Source organism: Pseudomonas sp. WS 5412 (genome assembly GCF_012985615.1).
In the GTDB taxonomy this organism is placed as follows: domain Bacteria; phylum Pseudomonadota; class Gammaproteobacteria; order Pseudomonadales; family Pseudomonadaceae; genus Aquipseudomonas; species Aquipseudomonas shahriarae.
The window spans coordinates 146,922-162,600 of the sequence record NZ_JAARMB010000010.1 but is presented as its reverse complement, the minus strand read 5'-3'; the positions used below and the strand labels follow the sequence as shown (position 1 = coordinate 162,600).

21 protein-coding genes and 1 pseudogene are annotated in these 15,679 nt (G+C 58.3%); 1 reads left to right on the top strand and 21 read right to left on the bottom strand.

All coding sequences use genetic code 11. The features are described 5' to 3' along the window. Positions 1-37: 37 nt before the first annotated feature. The 21 genes and pseudogenes from HBR94_RS15525 to HBR94_RS15430 form a co-directional block, all read right to left on the bottom strand. Complete coding sequence (locus tag HBR94_RS15525; protein ID WP_169998788.1) at positions 38-262, bottom strand: hypothetical protein; 225 nt, start codon at positions 260-262, stop codon at positions 38-40. A 40-nt stretch (positions 263-302) separates the two neighbouring features. Next, entirely contained in the window at positions 303-806 is a 504-nt protein-coding gene (locus HBR94_RS15520; protein ID WP_170045137.1) for a DnaT-like ssDNA-binding protein, read from the bottom strand. Positions 807-865: 59 nt separating this feature from the next. Then, a complete protein-coding gene (locus HBR94_RS15515; RefSeq protein ID WP_170045136.1) occupies positions 866-1,447 on the bottom strand; it encodes a hypothetical protein in 582 nt (193 codons plus the stop codon). Between the two features lie 49 nt (positions 1,448-1,496). After that, positions 1,497-2,465 carry a major capsid protein gene (locus tag HBR94_RS15510; RefSeq protein ID WP_170045135.1) on the bottom strand — a complete coding sequence of 323 codons (969 nt, stop codon included), beginning with the start codon at positions 2,463-2,465 and terminating at the stop codon, positions 1,497-1,499. A gap of 11 nt (positions 2,466-2,476) precedes the next feature. Beyond that, positions 2,477-3,187 (bottom strand): hypothetical protein, encoded by a 711-nt coding sequence (locus tag HBR94_RS15505; protein ID WP_170045134.1) that lies wholly within the window; start codon positions 3,185-3,187, stop codon positions 2,477-2,479. 131 nt (positions 3,188-3,318) lie between these two features. Next, positions 3,319-3,930 carry a hypothetical protein gene (locus tag HBR94_RS15500; protein WP_170045133.1) on the bottom strand — a complete coding sequence of 204 codons (612 nt, stop codon included), beginning with the start codon at positions 3,928-3,930 and terminating at the stop codon, positions 3,319-3,321. Positions 3,931-3,957: 27 nt separating this feature from the next. Beyond that, positions 3,958-5,046, bottom strand: coding sequence for a minor capsid protein (locus HBR94_RS15495; protein WP_170045132.1), 1,089 nt, complete (start codon positions 5,044-5,046; stop codon positions 3,958-3,960). Then, positions 5,021-6,481: a DUF4055 domain-containing protein gene (locus HBR94_RS15490; protein WP_170045131.1), complete on the bottom strand. Its 1,461-nt coding sequence runs from the start codon at positions 6,479-6,481 to the stop codon at positions 5,021-5,023. The genes HBR94_RS15495 and HBR94_RS15490 overlap by 26 nt, the downstream gene beginning before the upstream one ends. Next, entirely contained in the window at positions 6,481-7,968 is a 1,488-nt protein-coding gene (locus HBR94_RS15485) for a terminase (RefSeq protein WP_170045130.1), read from the bottom strand. The genes HBR94_RS15490 and HBR94_RS15485 overlap by 1 nt, the downstream gene beginning before the upstream one ends. A gap of 1 nt (position 7,969) precedes the next feature. After that, positions 7,970-8,569: a hypothetical protein gene (locus HBR94_RS15480; RefSeq protein WP_170045129.1), complete on the bottom strand. Its 600-nt coding sequence runs from the start codon at positions 8,567-8,569 to the stop codon at positions 7,970-7,972. Positions 8,570-9,015: 446 nt separating this feature from the next. Then, positions 9,016-9,360 (bottom strand): hypothetical protein, encoded by a 345-nt coding sequence (locus HBR94_RS15475; protein WP_170045128.1) that lies wholly within the window; start codon positions 9,358-9,360, stop codon positions 9,016-9,018. Continuing rightward, positions 9,357-9,695 (bottom strand): hypothetical protein, encoded by a 339-nt coding sequence (locus HBR94_RS15470; RefSeq protein ID WP_003218335.1) that lies wholly within the window; start codon positions 9,693-9,695, stop codon positions 9,357-9,359. The genes HBR94_RS15475 and HBR94_RS15470 overlap by 4 nt, the downstream gene beginning before the upstream one ends. Before the next feature lie 118 nt (positions 9,696-9,813). Then, positions 9,814-10,173, bottom strand: a complete 360-nt coding sequence (locus HBR94_RS15465) for a hypothetical protein (RefSeq protein WP_170045127.1) — start codon at positions 10,171-10,173, stop codon at positions 9,814-9,816. Positions 10,174-10,178: 5 nt separating this feature from the next. Then, positions 10,179-10,373: a Com family DNA-binding transcriptional regulator gene (locus tag HBR94_RS15460; protein WP_170045126.1), complete on the bottom strand. Its 195-nt coding sequence runs from the start codon at positions 10,371-10,373 to the stop codon at positions 10,179-10,181. A gap of 463 nt (positions 10,374-10,836) precedes the next feature. Next, complete coding sequence (locus tag HBR94_RS15455; protein ID WP_170045125.1) at positions 10,837-11,382, bottom strand: hypothetical protein; 546 nt, start codon at positions 11,380-11,382, stop codon at positions 10,837-10,839. Next, a complete protein-coding gene (locus HBR94_RS15450; RefSeq protein ID WP_170045124.1) occupies positions 11,379-12,050 on the bottom strand; it encodes a recombination protein NinG in 672 nt (223 codons plus the stop codon). Before HBR94_RS15450 ends, HBR94_RS15455 begins: the two co-directional genes overlap by 4 nt. After that, positions 12,047-12,562: a hypothetical protein gene (locus tag HBR94_RS15445; protein ID WP_128593515.1), complete on the bottom strand. Its 516-nt coding sequence runs from the start codon at positions 12,560-12,562 to the stop codon at positions 12,047-12,049. Before HBR94_RS15445 ends, HBR94_RS15450 begins: the two co-directional genes overlap by 4 nt. Beyond that, positions 12,559-13,356, bottom strand: a complete 798-nt coding sequence (locus tag HBR94_RS15440; RefSeq protein WP_170045123.1) for a hypothetical protein — start codon at positions 13,354-13,356, stop codon at positions 12,559-12,561. Before HBR94_RS15440 ends, HBR94_RS15445 begins: the two co-directional genes overlap by 4 nt. Further along, positions 13,343-14,257 carry a helix-turn-helix domain-containing protein gene (locus tag HBR94_RS15435; protein WP_170045122.1) on the bottom strand — a complete coding sequence of 305 codons (915 nt, stop codon included), beginning with the start codon at positions 14,255-14,257 and terminating at the stop codon, positions 13,343-13,345. Before HBR94_RS15435 ends, HBR94_RS15440 begins: the two co-directional genes overlap by 14 nt. A 5-nt stretch (positions 14,258-14,262) precedes the next feature. Further along, a pseudogene (locus HBR94_RS28970) lies at positions 14,263-14,475 on the bottom strand (phage replication protein); the annotation flags it as partial. 201 nt (positions 14,476-14,676) lie between these two features. Then, a complete protein-coding gene (locus HBR94_RS15430; protein WP_090291380.1) occupies positions 14,677-14,892 on the bottom strand; it encodes a YdaS family helix-turn-helix protein in 216 nt (71 codons plus the stop codon). A gap of 87 nt (positions 14,893-14,979) precedes the next feature. Here HBR94_RS15430 and HBR94_RS15425 point away from each other — a divergent pair, with 87 nt between their 5' ends. Further along, positions 14,980-15,648, top strand: coding sequence for a S24 family peptidase (locus HBR94_RS15425; RefSeq protein WP_170045121.1), 669 nt, complete (start codon positions 14,980-14,982; stop codon positions 15,646-15,648). Positions 15,649-15,679 lie beyond the last annotated feature (31 nt).

The following is a 15,679-nucleotide window of genomic DNA, read 5'->3' as shown; positions in this document are numbered from 1 at the left end:
ATGTTAAAAGCCCAGCGCGGTGGCTGGGCAGTTTGAGTTAAAGCTTGAGAGGCACGCTTCGAGCCGTCGCCTTTTTCTCAGGGAACAACTCTCTCCGCTCGTTGAGTAGCAAGGTAGCGAACTGTGCGGCCTTTGAAGCCGCCAGTTTATTTGGCTCGCTTCCTATAGCAACAAGCGAGGAAAGAGCAGCGCTGGCATAAGCATCCCAAGCGTCTTTTTCATCCTGATTCGGGTGTTTTCTAACTATCTGATGCTCTGCCATATCGACTTCCTTTTTGATGGAGTCGCAAGCCTACGCCCGATTATGCCCGCACAGCAAACAGCCCCCTTTTCTGGAGGTAATCAGCAAACTGAGTGGCGCTCGGCCGATCCGGCGCTGCCGGCAGCAGCCGGTTGCTGGTGGACGGGATAGCCGCATACTGCCGGGTTACCGCACCTTCGACACGATCCAGCAGCACCGCGCCTTTGCGTTTTTCCACCGGGTCGATATCGTCCTGATAGATCTCAGCAGCCAGGGCCATCTGCCCGTACTGGATCCTCGCCGGAAGGTAGTTGTTCGGCTTGATCTCATAATCCAACCGCACCTCCTGGCGCGGCCAGGCCAGCCCCTGCTCGCTGCTGGTCTTGCGGCCCTTCCAGGTCATTCCATCCATAGCCAAAGCGGCCCGGCGCAGCAACGCTTCCTGCGCTGGAACACCGTCAGGAATGACCGTGCCGAACTTCACGGCATACATGGCCAGATCCTCGGCGCTCGCGTAGCTTTCGGCGTCAGGCTTGCCGGTGCCGTCCTCGATGATGAGTGTCATGCGTCAACTCGCTGGAATGGTTTGAAGATTGGCCGCCGGGTCACCGGCAGCCAGCAGTATCAGGTCTTGGGCAGATCAGCTACGAGCTTTTCCAAGGAATCTTTCGAGGCGTTGGCCCGGTACGGAACCTTGGCTTCGTCCAGCTTCGCTTTCAACGCCGCGATTTCACCGGCCTCGTCAGCGGTCGGCGGGATCGCAGCCTTCTTCAGCGCTTCGACCTCGTCGCGCAGCGCGTCAACCGTGGTGCGCAGGCCATCACGTTCAGTAGTCACTTCGACAACAGAGTTGTGAATGGACAAAAGCGCATCGAACAAACGAATTGGCAGTTCACCGGCTTCTGGGTGCTCAAGTGGAACCAAACCTTCGGCAGCAGCAATCAGCACACGCAGAGAATTGCTCTCGGCCTGGAGCCGGCCAAGCAGTTCTTCTACCTGGGATTGATCCTCACCGACCACAAGCACAGAGATAGACGGGACCAGGTCTCTCATCGTTACCGTTGGAGTATTTTCAGCCTCATCCTCGCGGCTCTCGGTAGCGCTTGCGTCGATGATGCGCAAACCATTCGCCTTGGCCAGTGCCTTCACGTCTTCCTGGTACTGGTGGAATGGGCCCGGCAAATACCAGATGTTTTTGTTGCTCATGATCTCGTCCTCGCCAAGTCGGGCACCAGGCCCGACTCAGCTTTCAGGGTTACTTGGAAGCGTCACCGATCAGGGCAACACCAGCGGTGTGCTTGATGCTGGTCGCGGTCTTGTCCCAGTTGGTGCCGGTCGCCAGTTCGGCGTCGGTCGGAGACTTGCCGCCGGTGGTGGTGTCCCAGGTGTAACCCTTCAGGCCCAGACCGAAGGTGTAGTCGGTCTGGAGCGTGGTTTCGATGCGCTCCTTGCCGTTGGTGGTCTGGACGTTGCTGATGATGTCGCGGCCGTCGTGGACCAGCGCAGCGCCTTGCACCAGGGACAGGATGATTTCCTTGTTCGGGGTGCCCGCCTGCATCAGCGCCGGGGCATCCGTCACAACGGAGATCTTGCCGAGGATGTCCACCACACGGACGTTGCCCGCCTGGAACAGCTGCTGCTGGTTCGCCAGGTTCTGACCTACCAGCTTATGGTAGCTGGTGCCCTGCATCACCTGAGTTACCAGGTTCTGGCTGGCATCGCCGAACTTCGCGTGTGCGTTGTTCAGGCCTGCGTAGGTGATGCCGGCGGTAGCCGACACATCGTTGACCGCGGCGGCCTGGGCGGTGATTGCAGCAACCAGTGCGGCGATCGCGGTGTTCAGTTGGTCCTTCAGCAGGATTTCAGCGAACGCGCGGCTCGCAACCTCGATGCCTTGCGCGGTTGGGCGCTCCAGCCAGGTCATTTGCGAAGGCTCATAGCGGATCGGGCCGAAGCCACCGGCGACTTTCACCGAGGTGTTCTTCAGTTCGGTCAGGTCGGTTGCAGCGACAGCAGCGTTCGCGCTGTAGCGATCCACGCGGCGCTGGGCAGCGGCCAGGGTCTGGAAGAACGATTCCTGGAGGAAGTCACCAGTGAAGCCATCCGGAGACAGCACGATTGCGCCACGGCTTGCGGCGTTGAAAGCGGCCAGGTACTGGTCCAGCGTCTCGAGAGTCGCCGGCATGATGTACTGGTTGAAGACCTGCATTTGCGACAGGGACATGAGCTATTTCCTTACGATTGAGGGAGATCCGGGAACCGGCTCGCGATAGCGGCCTGTCGTTCCTCTTTGGTGCCGCCGATTTTTCCTTTTGCGGCCCCGCCGCCACCTCCAGCACCAGCAGCCCCGCCGCCAGACGCCTTGCTACCCGCGATCAACGGCGCGAAGGCCGTGTCGTTTGCGAATTCTGCTTTCAGCTCATCCAGCGTTGCCGCCGAGAGCTTGCCCTGCTGGTCGAGGACGACCACAACAGGCTTCCCGTCGCGCTGCTCGACGCTCAGACGGCGTTCGATGTGCGGCAACAGGGCTTTGGCGCTGCCTGGGATTGCCAGAGCAGACGCGATGTCAGTAGCGGTACGGCCGACAGTCAGATCCCGGATCTGAGTGCTCAGCGTCCCACGCTCCTGCTCCAGCATGCCGTTCAACTCAGCTTCGCGGCGGTTGTACTTCTCGGACCAGGACTTTTCGAGTTCTTCGACGTTGCCGGACTTGCGAGCGGCTTCTTCACGCTCCAGCCGGGCCTGCTCTTCCGCATCCTTGCGAGCTTTCTCGGCGGCTTTCTTCTCGCCGAGCAGTTCATCAACCTTGGCCTTCAGGCCGGATACGTCTTCGGGTTGCGGTAGACCTTCGATACCGAGGACAAACTTGCCTTCCTTCTCGGTGTAGAGCGATTTAACGGAGTCATCGAGACCGTCAAGAGTGTCCAGCTGATATTTCAAACCCATTTGCTTGTCTCCCTGAGACGATTTGCAGGCCCAGCCCGCAGATATAAAAAAGCCCCGTCAATGACGAGGCCGCGTAAATTGTGGGTATAAAAAAACCCCGGCGGATGCCAGGGCTTTAGAAATTAAGAGCGTTAGTCAAACAATGATTCTGGTGGGTTAGCTCGATCAAATTGCAGCTGTTTTAGTTTCCCAGAAATATTGATGTCCCATGACGCCAGGGTAGTAGTCACAATCATTTTGGCGTTAGAAAAATCATCTTCAAAGTGGTCGATGACATCTTTGACGTCGACTCCCCCGATCCAAATGTCGATCTGCTCCCCATAATTTAGCTCGATCGGGAATCCCTTGCCCGTCTCACCGGCATGGTAACCCGTCCAGCAAATCCTACCTTGACGATCCAGAATTTTCGCTCCGGTAAGTCGAGCAGGTCTATTGCCAATAGAAACAATATCGACTACGAGACTCTTAGCGACAGAGCACGCACCATCATTCCTAAATCGCTTCAAATCGCACTTGAGAACTAAGCGTTCCATATTTTCCCGGCGTTGCATGTCAGCCAGAACAAATGCAGCAACTACTGCCGCCAAAGCACCCACGCCAGAAACCCACTCCCCAACAGAACCAAGACTTAATACATATCGGTCCGCTGTTCCGGGGTTCATTTGAATGGCAGTGAGAAAGCCTGCCAAACAACCAATGCTCATGCCGATCACTGCAATCAGTGCTGCCCATCCCTTTGCCATATGCCACCTCACCATTTAGGCGAAGCGTTATAACAACCCAGCACGCTCAAATGCCAGCGGTTCGAGCGCCTTCATCTGCACAAGTGTCAATGGCGCAAAGTTTCGATCAATCTGCAGCTCAGCAAAGCGCTCCACGCTCAGCCCGCCTTCGCGGAAAAGCTTGGCGCGGACCGGTCCGATGGCCTTGTCCTGAAACGCTGCCGGCTGCTGCTTGAGCCAGTCGTAGTAGCTGAGGTCTGCCCTTACCTGCTGGGCACCGCCATCGCTGATGGATGCACGCGTAGCGTCTTTGGCGAACAAGGCGCTGAAGCGCGTCACCGCCACCACCGTCGAGCGGCAGTTGATGTGGATCGGCGGTCTGGGCCCCTCAGTCAGCTTGAACCGGCGCTTATCGAGCGTGCGGCACTGGCTGGTAGTCTTCGAATCCAGGGTGCTGACCCACTCCACCGACTGCACGACGTCGCTGTTTTCCTTCAGCGTCTCCATGCGCGCTTGGGTGGCTACGTGCTGCACTGCCGTCCGCACGATGGCGCCGGCGTTGCGGTTGGTCGTGGCCAGGATGCCGTCGTTGTACTGAAGCGCCTTGGTGCCACGGATGTTCTTGATGATCTGGAAGTTCGTCTGGCCCTCGAAGAAGCCCTGCCTGATCGCGCCTGTGAGGCGTTGCCGCTCCGTGGCGGTGAAGCCATCAATGAATGACTTGAGCAACTTGCCGCCGTCGGCACCGCGCACGCTGAGCGGGTTTGTGAGGATCGCCGCACGAATCGCAGCAGCACCAGGCACAGCCGCGTCAAAGGTGACGCCCACCGGTGCCGCTCGGGTCAGGCTTGTCGCTTCAAACTCGGCCTCGTAGTTGGCGATGTCCACCAGGTCGAGGTTCAGCTTCTCGCTGTACCGGTCGAAGATGCCCAGCAACAGGCTATCAACCTCGCTCAGCAGCCGCTCCAGCCGCGCGACGGTGTAGTCCGTCAGGTCGGCACGGGTCAGCCGCTCACGGATCGAGCGGTCAATCTCCTTGAGGAAAGGCCCAAACTTAGCGACTTCCCCCGACTTCAGTTGCTCCAGGAAGACAGCATGCCGGATGGTGGCATCAAGGATTGCTTGGTTTGCCGCCATTTAGGTTTGCCTCGTCGTCATCCAGGTCAGGTCCGGGGTTCTCCGTTTCAAGTTCGTCGCGGATCTGCTCGTCAGTCTTCTCCGGGTCAATCACCCCGCGGTCGCGCAGGTACTGCCAGAAGTCACCCGCTGGCAGCTTGCCGCCCTGCACCGCATTGAACAGCGCGCTCAGGATCGTTGCGTCCAAGGTGATTTGGCTGAAGTCCTGGTTGAGCTTGTAGATCGCTTCGCCCGGGGCGTTCACGAACTCAGCCATCCAGGCCAGGCACTGGCTGTATGCCTCGCTGACGTTGCTCACCACCAGGGAGAGAACACTGTGTTCGGCGGCGCTGTCGTTATCGGCCTGGGTGGCGGTCTTTACCGCGCTACCACGCTCGATCAGCCGGGCGCCGAGCGAAACCATGTCGAGCTTCTTGGCGTCCATGGCCTCTTTTACAAGCGTGTTCGGCTCAGGCTGGGCAAACCCGCATGACCCGTTGGCCGGAAGCGTCAGCGGCGCCCTGGAGCCGACATAAATCCCATTGGTTTCAAGATGGTCGCGCCACGCCTCATCCAGCCCCGAAATCCAGAACTGCGGCTGGCCTGAAAACCACACCGAATCCTCGTAGTCAGCGCTGTTGCAGTAGTGACCAATGTTCAGCACGGCCATGTCGTACAGCGGAGAGTCGTCGATGCTGGTGTCATTGTTCTCGCTGCCGAGAAACTGAAAGGGAATCACGCGCCATGGCTGCCCAGCGCCATTGAGCGGGGTGAATGGTGGGATGACCATCGCCGTCTCGCTTGAGCTTTCCTGCCACAGCTCCTGGGTATATACGCCGGCCACATCCAGGCGCAACACGCGGTACTGCACGACCTTTTCGCTTCCAAAGCCGTCATCAGTGTCGATGTCTGCCTCTTCGCGCAACACGACCAGACTCAGCAGGTGCTGACCGCCAACCTTGCGTGTCTTCCAGTTCCGGATTGACTCGGCCGGGTAGCTCGCAACGTTCGCACGGGCGCGCCCGGCCTGTTCATCCGCCTTACTCACCGTACCGGCCTGCACCGCGGCGTAATCCACCAACAGGCCGTGACGACCGACTTCGAGCAGATGCCCGATGACCGACTGCGACTGCTGGTAGACACTCACACCCTGCCCGTCGACATCCTTGGCCACGTAATCGAGCGCGCCAGGAACAGTGAGCGTAGGCCAGGTACGGAACACGGCGCCTACCAGGCTGTGCTTCGTGCGGCCTGTAGCGTTGTAGAACACTGCGCGCTGCTTGTACGACTTGTACCGCTCGACGTTCTCAGGACTGGTGTCGTGGTGATTGGGCTTGGGCAAATACACATCGCCGCGCCCCTTTACCGTTTCGGAGCCCTTGCACACGTCGCGCACCAGCCGCCAACGGGACTGTGCCGCGTCGTACTCGGGGCGAGTGTATGTGACGTCTGCCATTAGCGTGCGAATCCCATTTTGATTGATTTGACCGGCTTCCTGGCACTCTTCGCAACGGCGAAGTACCGGAATCCGTCGGAGCCGTGAGAGGTCCAGTCGTGAAGAGGTTTGTCTTTCCAGCAGCCGCGCTTGTCGTCCCATTCTTTGCGGTAGTTCTCAAGGCAGGACACGCCCTGTTCGCACTTCGAGTCGTCGAAAGCGCACTTGGGCAAGATCTCCCGAACCTGCTCGATACCGTCATTGACGCCGAGCTTTGGAACGACCTGGAACGTCATGCAGTATTTTTGGCCGTCGATGTCGTAGCCCTCTCGGGCCAGTTCCCGGCGCGTCTTGGCATCACTGCCAAACTCCCGGTTGTCGATGTCGTGCGGCCCCCAGTGCTCGGAGTAGGTGTAACCCTTGTCCTTGAGAACCTTCATGTAGTGCCGTAGGCCCTCGCCGCTGTTCTCGTAGTAATCGATGACGTGAAACTCTTCACCGACCTGGCGCACGAACCAGATGGCAGTGGAGTCGCCGACGCCGATGTCCCAAAAGGTCATCACCGGGAGGTGACTGTTGTTCGGGATCACACCGATGCGCTGTTGCGCGTAGAGCTTGGTCAGTTGCTGGGCGTAATAGGCGCCCTCGACCGACTGCTGGAAGGCTTCGGCAGGGATCGACGGGTATTCCCGCTTCATGTCGTCGCCGAGCGTCTTCTCCTTGGCTGCATACCAGGCGCGCTGGCCGTCATTGGTGACGATCCCGTGCTTGGCGTGCAGGTTGTTGAAATAGTCGGTCAGACGCTGCGGCAGCACCACGTCGGTGGAATCCAGGCTGTAGGCCTTGTTGTTCCACCAACTGAAGAAAAAGAACTTCCAGTCGAGCAGGCCCAGCGGCACACCAGAAAGCTGTTGTCGCTCTGCTGACTGGCTGTAATCGAAGAAATACCCGGCCCGGCCCTCAGCCGTCGACTCGATGGTGACAAAACACTCAGCAGCGACAGCCTCGAAAGCACCAGTGACGATCTCCCGTGCCTTGTGCGGGAACTTGGCGCAAATCTTCCCGAACTCGGATACGTGCAGGTAGCGCAGCGTGCCGCCACGGAACGAGGTGGAAACGTAAAGCGAGCCGCCCTTACTGAACACCAGCTCGCCAGCGGCGTCATTTCGTGCTGGGTTGGCAGCACGGAGCTCTTTCGGCAGGTTGTCGTAGGCGTACTTGACCTTCTCACGGAAAAGCCGCTTCGCGTCGTTCAGTGTGTGAGCGATCAAGGCGCACTTCGCAGCCTCGAACAGCGCCGCATCCAACTGGACGATGCACACCAGAGTCGTGAACCCAAGCTGGCGAGCTTTCAGGATGATGTTCCGGGTATGCATCCCCTGGAAGTAATCGATCTGCTCCTGCGTCATGCGGAAGCGAACCTTCTTCCCCTGCTTGTCAGTGATGAAGTAAAGGTTGTTCAGTCGCCAGAATCGGTCCCGAAGCAGTTTCATGTGCTCGGGTTTCATATCAGGCGTCCTGTGATAATTCGTCCATCATCTTCGAGATCTCGTCGGCGTCGTCCGTCTTCTCCTTCTCGTCCAGGCTGAATGCCTGCCGCTCAAGGACTTGCAGGTTCTTCATTGCAGAGGAAAGCTGAAACAAGGTCTTGGAGTTGCTGGGCAGCGCAACAGCAGCGAGCATTGAGGCACGGCGCATGCCGTTATTGTCCTCGTCGGTCTCGTCGATGATCGCGTCTTCGATCTCTTCGCGGCGCTGGATGGTGTTGAGCAAGTCATCCATCAGCAGGTTCGCGAGGTTCGTGGCTTTGCGAATGTCTCGGCGATGACTGCGAACCACCCGAGCGCCCTCTTCTGCGGCCTCTTCGATGATCTCGGCGTCAAGTTCGCAGTTCGCGCCTTGGTCGTTGCGAACCTCTCCGCGAACCAGCTTGCTGCGAACCTCTTTGCGCACCTGGTCAGAAAGGTCTCTCGCCCATCCTTGGACCTTGGCTTTCTTCCGAATTGCCGTATCGCTCACGCCTTGGCGCTCAGCGATAGTTCTGATGGAAAGCGAACCGGCCCGGTAGGCGCGTTCGATTGCCTCCCAGTTGGGTTGCTTGATTGTCATGAGTCAACTCTTTCGCTTGAATTGATGGCCGATTGCCGCTATCACTGTCAGCCCACTATCTTCAGGTGATTTTGTGAAAAAACTCGTAGTTACCTTTATCGGCGTTTTGGTGCTCGCAGGTTGTTCGGAGGAAAGCAACCAGTACAAATCGATCGTTCAATGCTCGATATCTGCAGAATTATTGAAACGCGACCTATCCTGGAATTTGATACAGGCGCACTCAAAGATAATCGCCACGAATGAGCACTTTGATATTTCGCCTTCGAAGACCACTGAGCTAAGGCACGAAATCGAATCTGAGTGGAAGCTAGACTCCCTATCAAGTGAAGCTCGAACTGAAAAGCTAGAGTCCGTCCTTAACTCCCCAACCTGCAAAGCATTACAACTCTGATATTGCATCCATAGCCTCGCGGCACGATTTCCCTATTCGCGAAACGTGTCGCGGCCTACGATTTCCGGCGCTCAATCCCACCAGGCACCTTGTCACAGTGCATGCAGTGCTCGCAGTTCAGCGTCCGGCATAGCCAGACCTTCACCCGCCGCCAGTACGTGACCATGAAGATGTGCCGTGCACCGGCCAGAGCCAAGGCGACATGCAGCGTCAGGCCGGCGGTAGTCGGGCCGAAGAAGATGTTCTGGCTGCGCACCATCAAAACGAACCCGGTTATGGCGATCGTCGAGTAGATCAGCTTCCCGAGGATGCCGTCCCGCACCTTCCCGCTCAGTACGCACCAGGCTGCCCACAGCGCGATTAGGCCGCAGGCGATGGAGTTGATCAGTTCTAGATTCATGGTGGATTGCCTCCCCCGAACCGCTGGCGAATGAGCGCCCAGAGATCAGCGGATTTAATGGCTCGATTGATGGCCGCCAGGAGCGAGCCGCCGAATGCACCCAGCAGGAAGCCGATGCCGGCGACGATCTTCGGCTCGGTCACACCCAGATAGGTGCTAACCATGCTCGTGAGGTAGATTGAGCAGGCCATGCCGGTGATGAGGAAGATCATCCAGGCACGCCAGTCGTTCAAGTCGTCCTTGTGCCACCAACTGGCGATCACAGCTCCAACAAGGCCCGCGATAAGCAATTCGAACCTGTCGATCTTGTCGAGCAGGCGCTGTAGATACTCCATGCGCTCGACTCCGTAGGCATGATCAAAAAGGCTTTTGCCGGTCTGGGCGAAACCCAAAGATAAAAATCACTAGATAGAAGACCCGGCACATGGCCGGGTCAGTGGCTACAGATAGCCTTTATGCAACCAGGTCCCAGGTGATGGCCAGAGATCCAGTAGCGGTAATACCTGGGATCCAGGAGCCAGCGGTCACCCATAGCCCCATACCAGCAGGTACGAAAAGTGGAGCCGGAAGGAGAACTTGGGAGTGGCTGTTCGCAACAGCCGGACCATTGCCATTGAAAATCATGCGAGTACTGGCGTCACCGGTAATGCTAGGCGCTGTCTCCGAGGCGTACAGATTGACGTACCCGCTGGTTGGGTCGATGGAGGCCGTCTGGATGGTCAGACCGTTCACGTTTTCGGCTGGCGAGACGATCTGTACAACACCCTTCGGAAACAGATTGCCGAAGTGTTTACCAACTTTTACTGCGTTCATATTTTTCACCTTTGAATTGAATGATTGTTCGCGGAGGATTCCGCTTTCATGTCGCTCAAAGGCGATTGCTCGAGGCTCGCGGCCTTCACATGATTCAACGTCCCGCATCGGGAACATTTGATCTGGAGCTCTGTAAACCCACCCGTACGGGCGAGAAGTCTTTTGCAGTTACCGCACCTGAATTCTTTCAACATTTGCAAATTCCTTTTGCATTGTCTTTTCGGCGAGCAATAAAAAGCCCCGCACTTGGCGAGGCTTAGAAAAATACGTAGCGATTATGTCGATCGAGCGAACGAGTTCCACTCTTCAATGGCGTCATCGGCCGCCGACTTATGCTTCCGAATTGCGTCCTGCTGCTCCTCTACGAAGTCAGTTATGCACGTTTCGTATTCCTCAACATCAGCCTGAAATTGGTCACGCTCGTACTGGTCTTGAAACTCGTACGGCACGTCTGGCTGGTTGCAGTCATGCGAGGGCTCGGTTAGGTCGGCGAATGCCAATGGCGAGAGCAACATTCCGAGAAGTAAGAGAGTTCGCATCGTCCTTTGCCTCACATGAAAAAGCCCGACTTCATGCCGGGCTTTACTGTGCAACCTCAACGCGCAAGATCGACAGGATGGGTAAATACTCTCTCACTTTCTCACTCATTGCAATGGCTTTTTGCTATGCCGCACAACTTTCGATTAAGCCTTCCGCATCAAGCAGTTCCTGAGCGGCAGTGAGAGCCTCATTCACCTGGTCATCCAGCGCCTTGCGGATCGACGAACGCCACCGGTACCGGGTCGATTCCGGCTTGCCGTCATTGTCCCAGTTGTTGATGTCGTACCAGGCTGCCGGCAGCACTGCGGCGGAGCGCTTGCCCTCGGCACCGGCAACCTGCGGAATAGCCCAGGTCAGCACGGCACACTCCCGGAATCGTTTCGGCGCCGGCGTCTTCACAGAGTTCAGCAACTCCAGAATCGCGCCGTGCTTTCGTTCCTCATGCGTCGAATACTTCGCCACAAGTGCCCGCCAGTGCGCCGGGGTGAGCGCCTTATGCAGCCGACCGAACACCCAGCAATCTTGGAGAAACATCGCTTCCTTTCCGACGATCTCCCCCTTCTGCTTGGCACACTGCACCTTGGGCTCAAAGTCGCAGCCGCCGGCGGAAGTGATGGTCTCGGCCGCAAGGGCTCGAACTACTGCTGAAACAACGTTGCGATAGGTCATGCGGCAGCCCTCTTCAGTTCTCTGGTCTTTGCCCTGTATTCGGCGGTGATCGCTTTCAGTTGCTCCATGGTTTCCTTGCGCGGCGCGTGGTCGGCTTCCAGCGCCTCGACAGCCTCCAGGCCGATGCGGCCGATCAGCCCTTCCCGGAACGCCTGCGAAACCGTTTGGCCCTTTCGGGCGAACTTGGACGACCCTGCGTTACAGCTCTTGCACTGGAGCCAGATATTGCTGGGCACCAGCCTTAACTCTGGCCGGGCGCCCTTACCGAGGAAGTGGCCTGCATCGAAAGCACCGCCGGTCTTCCAACCCTGGGCGTTGAGGATTGATTCCTGCGACTCGCCGCAACTGATGCAGCCGCTACCAATGCTCAACTCGTAGGTGCGCCGGTAGTCGCGCACGGCCTTCTCTGCGTCCTTCATGTGGTCCGCCCGGGTCTTCAGCGCCTCTTTGCGCACCTTGATCTCGCGGCGACCGACATCCGCCAGGGCCTTCTTGGCGCTCGCCTGCCCCTTCTCCGACTTACCGTAAGCGATGGCGCACTCGATCTCGCCGCACACCGCCTGCGAGCCGCGGGCAGGCGTGAACATCACTCGGCACTCTGGGCAGCGTTTGCGGCGTGGCCCTCCGGACGTGAGCGGGGTTTTGCGTTGTAATGGGGTGCGCTTCATGCGGCCTCCTTGAATGCTTCGAACTCTGCCATTTCGGTCAGGCGCTCTTCCGTGAGCGTCGGCCAGTCATGCAGTACCAGGTACGCACAGCACTGGCGCCAGAAGTCTTGGAATGTCTCCTCCCCCATCGAATCGTAGGAAAGGCTGCGGGGTGTCTTGCGGGTGAGTTGGCCCAGGCCAGGGATGTCGAACTGCTCCTCGTCGCAGTACACGCCCGACTCAAGTTGCAGTGCCTTGATTGCGTCGTGGGACTGCTTGCCAGAGAACCGATCGATGTTCTGGCTCAGTACCCGGCCCAGGCCGTGGACCAATCCGTTGAACCGAGGATTGCGCGGCTGCTTAAGTTCGGCGCGGATCTTGGTATTGATCCGGAAATCACGCTCACGAAGAATCGACCGGTCAGCGTCGGAGGACGGCACGAACGCGGCCACCTCCCTGCCGGTGGCAGGATCAACTAGGCGGCGCAGCACCAGGTACACGGGCATCGGGCGAGGCTTCGCTGGCTTGGTCATTGCGCCGCCCTCTTCTCTTCCAGTTCCTGGACCTGCTTGATCAGCAGCGCCCGGCGATCCGCCAACTCGTTGGCCGCTGCAATCCGTATCTCATCCTTCCGCTCTGCGCTGGCCTTGCGCATTTCCAGCATCGAGCTCTTAACGATCTCAAGCTTTGCGCGAATAGCGGGTTCCGGCCGGGTGACGGTACCGGTGAGCAAGCCAGCGATCGCGCGACCGTCTTCGGTGACCGGCTCGACGCTCAGGTCTGCCAGGTACTTTTGGCCATGTTCGCGGGGAATACGCTTCAGCTCCATTGCTTTGGTTACGGCCTGGATTCGACGGTTGGTGTCGAAGCCCACGGACACGTGCCAGTTGACCGGCTTCGCATCCTCACGGGCCTGACTCACGAACCGCTGGTAGGCGTCAATGAACGCCATGCGAGCACCGATCTTGTCGCCACCATCCAAGATGGGTTTCGCAGCAGCCAGAGCCAGCTGGATCTCGTCGGTCAGCACCACGGTTTCAAATTCGTCGTTGGTGGTCATGGCGATGGCCCAGGCCTCGTCCTTCCCGGGGCGGCCGTCGGAGGTCTGGACACGTTGCAGGATGTCAGCCATAGCCATCTTGCCCTTCACTTCGAAGCGGCACGCCTTCAACGCGGCTTTGACGACAGGCACCGAGTAGGCGCATAGGTCTTCAGCCATCATCGCGGCAGTGCCTGGGTTCATTTCCTGGCCCATGGCCTCGGCTGTGGCGCAGATGGCGGCGGCTAGCCCGGCAACCTGCTGGTCATTCATTTCAGAGGTATTCATTGCGGTCACCTGCTTGGCGTTTTGCCAGAACCATCTGCGCGGCCTGCTCCGCTGCGGACAGGTTGGCCTCGGTTCGTTCCATCTGGCGGGCGGTTGTGCCGTTGACGCGCTGCCCGGTCACCCACTGGGTGTGGTAGCTCTCGGCGTTGGCCAGTAGCTCGTTGATGCTGTGGCATTTGCGCAGGACGGTGGCATCGCTGGTTTTCAGGTAATGCGCAGCGACGTGGTGGGCTACGTCGGCGCCCAGTCTGTCGACGAGCAACGCCATCTGCTTGCCAGCCTTGGCGTTCCAAACCGGCCAGGCGCTGTAGCGCTTGCGGTAGGCCATGGCGTAGTTCGCCCAGACCTTGAAGGTCTTGCAGGCCTGGTCCTTCGGCCCCGGCATGTCGGCAGGAATCTCAACTCGTGGTTGCTGCGGAACGAATTGCACGACCTGCCCCGTCACGACCTTGGCGGTAGCCTGGGGCGTAATTGGTTCAATGACCGGTTCCATGACTGGTTCAAGAGAGTTACTGATTCTGGGTGCATCTGCTGCACTACCCCCTAGTGCAGGAGATTCACTAGGGGGTGAACCTCCTGCACTACCCTGGTGAATTTGCTGCACTACCCCTGGTGCAGGAGGTGCACCACCTCCCTCGAGGGTTAGGAAGTAAACGTTCGACGAGTTTCCCTTCGGCCCCCCCTTACGGATTTCCTTACGTAGCAATCCCGCCTCACACAGGGCTGTGATGTGGTTCATGACAGAGCGCTTGCTAATCTCGCACTGATCGGCGATGTGCTGATAGGACGGCCAGCACTCACCAACGTCGCTGGCGTTGTCGGCCAGCTTGATCAGCACCAGCTTGCGCAATGGATTGCCGACGCGAAGTTTCATCGCGGCGACCATGAGGGTCATGCTCATACCGCACCTCCGACAAAGGCAAACAGCAGGGCCTGCTGAGAATTCAGCCCCCACTCCAGCGCCTTCACCTGGCTAATCGTGACGGTGTATTGCATGTCAGGCCGCCAGTCGAACTGAATACGAGCATTTGCGCGCCACGTTTTCAGACTGCGAAAAACGTGGCGCGAGATTGGTAGAGCTATTGATATATGGCTGGGTTTGCATACAATCGGCCTCACAAAGTGTTATCGAATCAGCCGACCTCGTACGTCGGCTTTTTTGTGCCTGTAATTCAGCGCCGAAGCGCCAACCTGCCCGCCCTACTCCCCGTTTCGCCCTCTCAAAACCCACTGGATAAAACTCCAGCGACCTCAGGTTTCTTACTTCGCAGACCGTCTGGGCCGATACTGGGTACACGGATTTGCGGATAGAGATCTCGCTTAGGCGGCCATCTCGGCCCAGGGAAACGAAGGACAAAGGGACTCTTTTTTGAAAGCACCTCCGGTCACCGCCTCTGCTCGTTTGGCAACCACTGGAGACATGCCGTGCTTCCCGCGAACCCAACCGGAAACGGTGCTTTGATCAACCTTGAGCTTTTCAGCGGTGACCTCCTGGGTGCCAATGAAGGCAACGAGGTCTTTGTAAATAGTGTTCATATCGCCCCTCCATACGGGAATACCCATATAGTAGGTTATGGGAATACCGATTTGCAAGGATATGGGAGCACCCGTAATACTCGCGGAATGGAATTCAAAGACCGTTTAAAGACAGCGCGCCGGCACGCCAAGCTCAATCAGGGCGAATTGGCCGCTAAAGCTGGTATCACGCAGACGTCGATTTCTGACCTTGAGCGTGGAAAATCGAAAGCCACCGCGCACGTCGTTAAGATCGCCGATGCATGCGGGGTGAGCGCCAAATGGCTTTCCGATGAGATCGGACCAATGCTGGCCCCAGGGTCGAGTGCAGGCTCTGCTGAATCGAACATCTCAATTGCCGCCCAGCCCAACAAGTCATTCCGCTACCCAGTAATCAGCTGGGTTGCCGCCGGCGCCTGGGCAGAGGCCGTCGAGCCCTACCCGGCCGGTTTCTCGGACAGCTATGAGTTCTCGGAGTACGACTCCAAGGGCACAGCGTTCTGGCTCAAGGTGAAAGGTGACTCGATGACAGCCCCCGCCGGCCAAAGCATCACCGAGGGCACGCTGATCCTAGTAGACACCGAGGCTGAGGTCGCGCCAGGTAAGCTGGTGGTGGCCAAGCTACCGGATAGCAATGAAGCCACATTCAAGAAGCTTGTCAGCGACGGCGGCCGATTATTCTTGAAACCGCTGAACCCGAGCTACCCAATTGAGGCCGTCGACGAAAACTGCCGGATCGTGGGCGTGGTTGTGCAGGCGCTGCAGAAGTTTTACTGAGCTCCAAATGCTTCGCCGCCCCAGCAAACAG

What these genes read in the sequence shown, in the direction of transcription:
- HBR94_RS15500 (WP_170045133.1), bottom strand. Translation starts at nt 3,930, where the DNA reads ATGGCAAAGGGATGGGCAGCACTGATTGCAGTGATCGGCATGAGCATT.
- HBR94_RS15490 (WP_170045131.1), bottom strand. Translation starts at nt 6,481, where the DNA reads ATGGCAGACGTCACATACACTCGCCCCGAGTACGACGCGGCACAGTCC.
- HBR94_RS15480 (WP_170045129.1), bottom strand. Translation starts at nt 8,569, where the DNA reads ATGACAATCAAGCAACCCAACTGGGAGGCAATCGAACGCGCCTACCGG.
- HBR94_RS15465 (WP_170045127.1), bottom strand. Translation starts at nt 10,173, where the DNA reads ATGAACGCAGTAAAAGTTGGTAAACACTTCGGCAATCTGTTTCCGAAG.
- HBR94_RS15455 (WP_170045125.1), bottom strand. Translation starts at nt 11,382, where the DNA reads ATGACCTATCGCAACGTTGTTTCAGCAGTAGTTCGAGCCCTTGCGGCC.
- HBR94_RS15450 (WP_170045124.1), bottom strand. Translation starts at nt 12,050, where the DNA reads ATGAAGCGCACCCCATTACAACGCAAAACCCCGCTCACGTCCGGAGGG.
- HBR94_RS15435 (WP_170045122.1), bottom strand. Translation starts at nt 14,257, where the DNA reads ATGAGCATGACCCTCATGGTCGCCGCGATGAAACTTCGCGTCGGCAAT.
- HBR94_RS15525 (WP_169998788.1), bottom strand. Translation starts at nt 262, where the DNA reads ATGGCAGAGCATCAGATAGTTAGAAAACACCCGAATCAGGATGAAAAA.
- HBR94_RS15520 (WP_170045137.1), bottom strand. Translation starts at nt 806, where the DNA reads ATGACACTCATCATCGAGGACGGCACCGGCAAGCCTGACGCCGAAAGC.
- HBR94_RS15425 (WP_170045121.1), top strand. Translation starts at nt 14,980, where the DNA reads ATGGAATTCAAAGACCGTTTAAAGACAGCGCGCCGGCACGCCAAGCTC.
- HBR94_RS15495 (WP_170045132.1), bottom strand. Translation starts at nt 5,046, where the DNA reads ATGGCGGCAAACCAAGCAATCCTTGATGCCACCATCCGGCATGCTGTC.
- HBR94_RS15430 (WP_090291380.1), bottom strand. Translation starts at nt 14,892, where the DNA reads ATGAACACTATTTACAAAGACCTCGTTGCCTTCATTGGCACCCAGGAG.
- HBR94_RS15485 (WP_170045130.1), bottom strand. Translation starts at nt 7,968, where the DNA reads ATGAAACCCGAGCACATGAAACTGCTTCGGGACCGATTCTGGCGACTG.
- HBR94_RS15505 (WP_170045134.1), bottom strand. Translation starts at nt 3,187, where the DNA reads ATGGGTTTGAAATATCAGCTGGACACTCTTGACGGTCTCGATGACTCC.
- HBR94_RS15445 (WP_128593515.1), bottom strand. Translation starts at nt 12,562, where the DNA reads ATGACCAAGCCAGCGAAGCCTCGCCCGATGCCCGTGTACCTGGTGCTG.
- HBR94_RS15440 (WP_170045123.1), bottom strand. Translation starts at nt 13,356, where the DNA reads ATGAATACCTCTGAAATGAATGACCAGCAGGTTGCCGGGCTAGCCGCC.
- HBR94_RS15515 (WP_170045136.1), bottom strand. Translation starts at nt 1,447, where the DNA reads ATGAGCAACAAAAACATCTGGTATTTGCCGGGCCCATTCCACCAGTAC.
- HBR94_RS15475 (WP_170045128.1), bottom strand. Translation starts at nt 9,360, where the DNA reads ATGAATCTAGAACTGATCAACTCCATCGCCTGCGGCCTAATCGCGCTG.
- HBR94_RS15510 (WP_170045135.1), bottom strand. Translation starts at nt 2,465, where the DNA reads ATGTCCCTGTCGCAAATGCAGGTCTTCAACCAGTACATCATGCCGGCG.
- HBR94_RS15470 (WP_003218335.1), bottom strand. Translation starts at nt 9,695, where the DNA reads ATGGAGTATCTACAGCGCCTGCTCGACAAGATCGACAGGTTCGAATTG.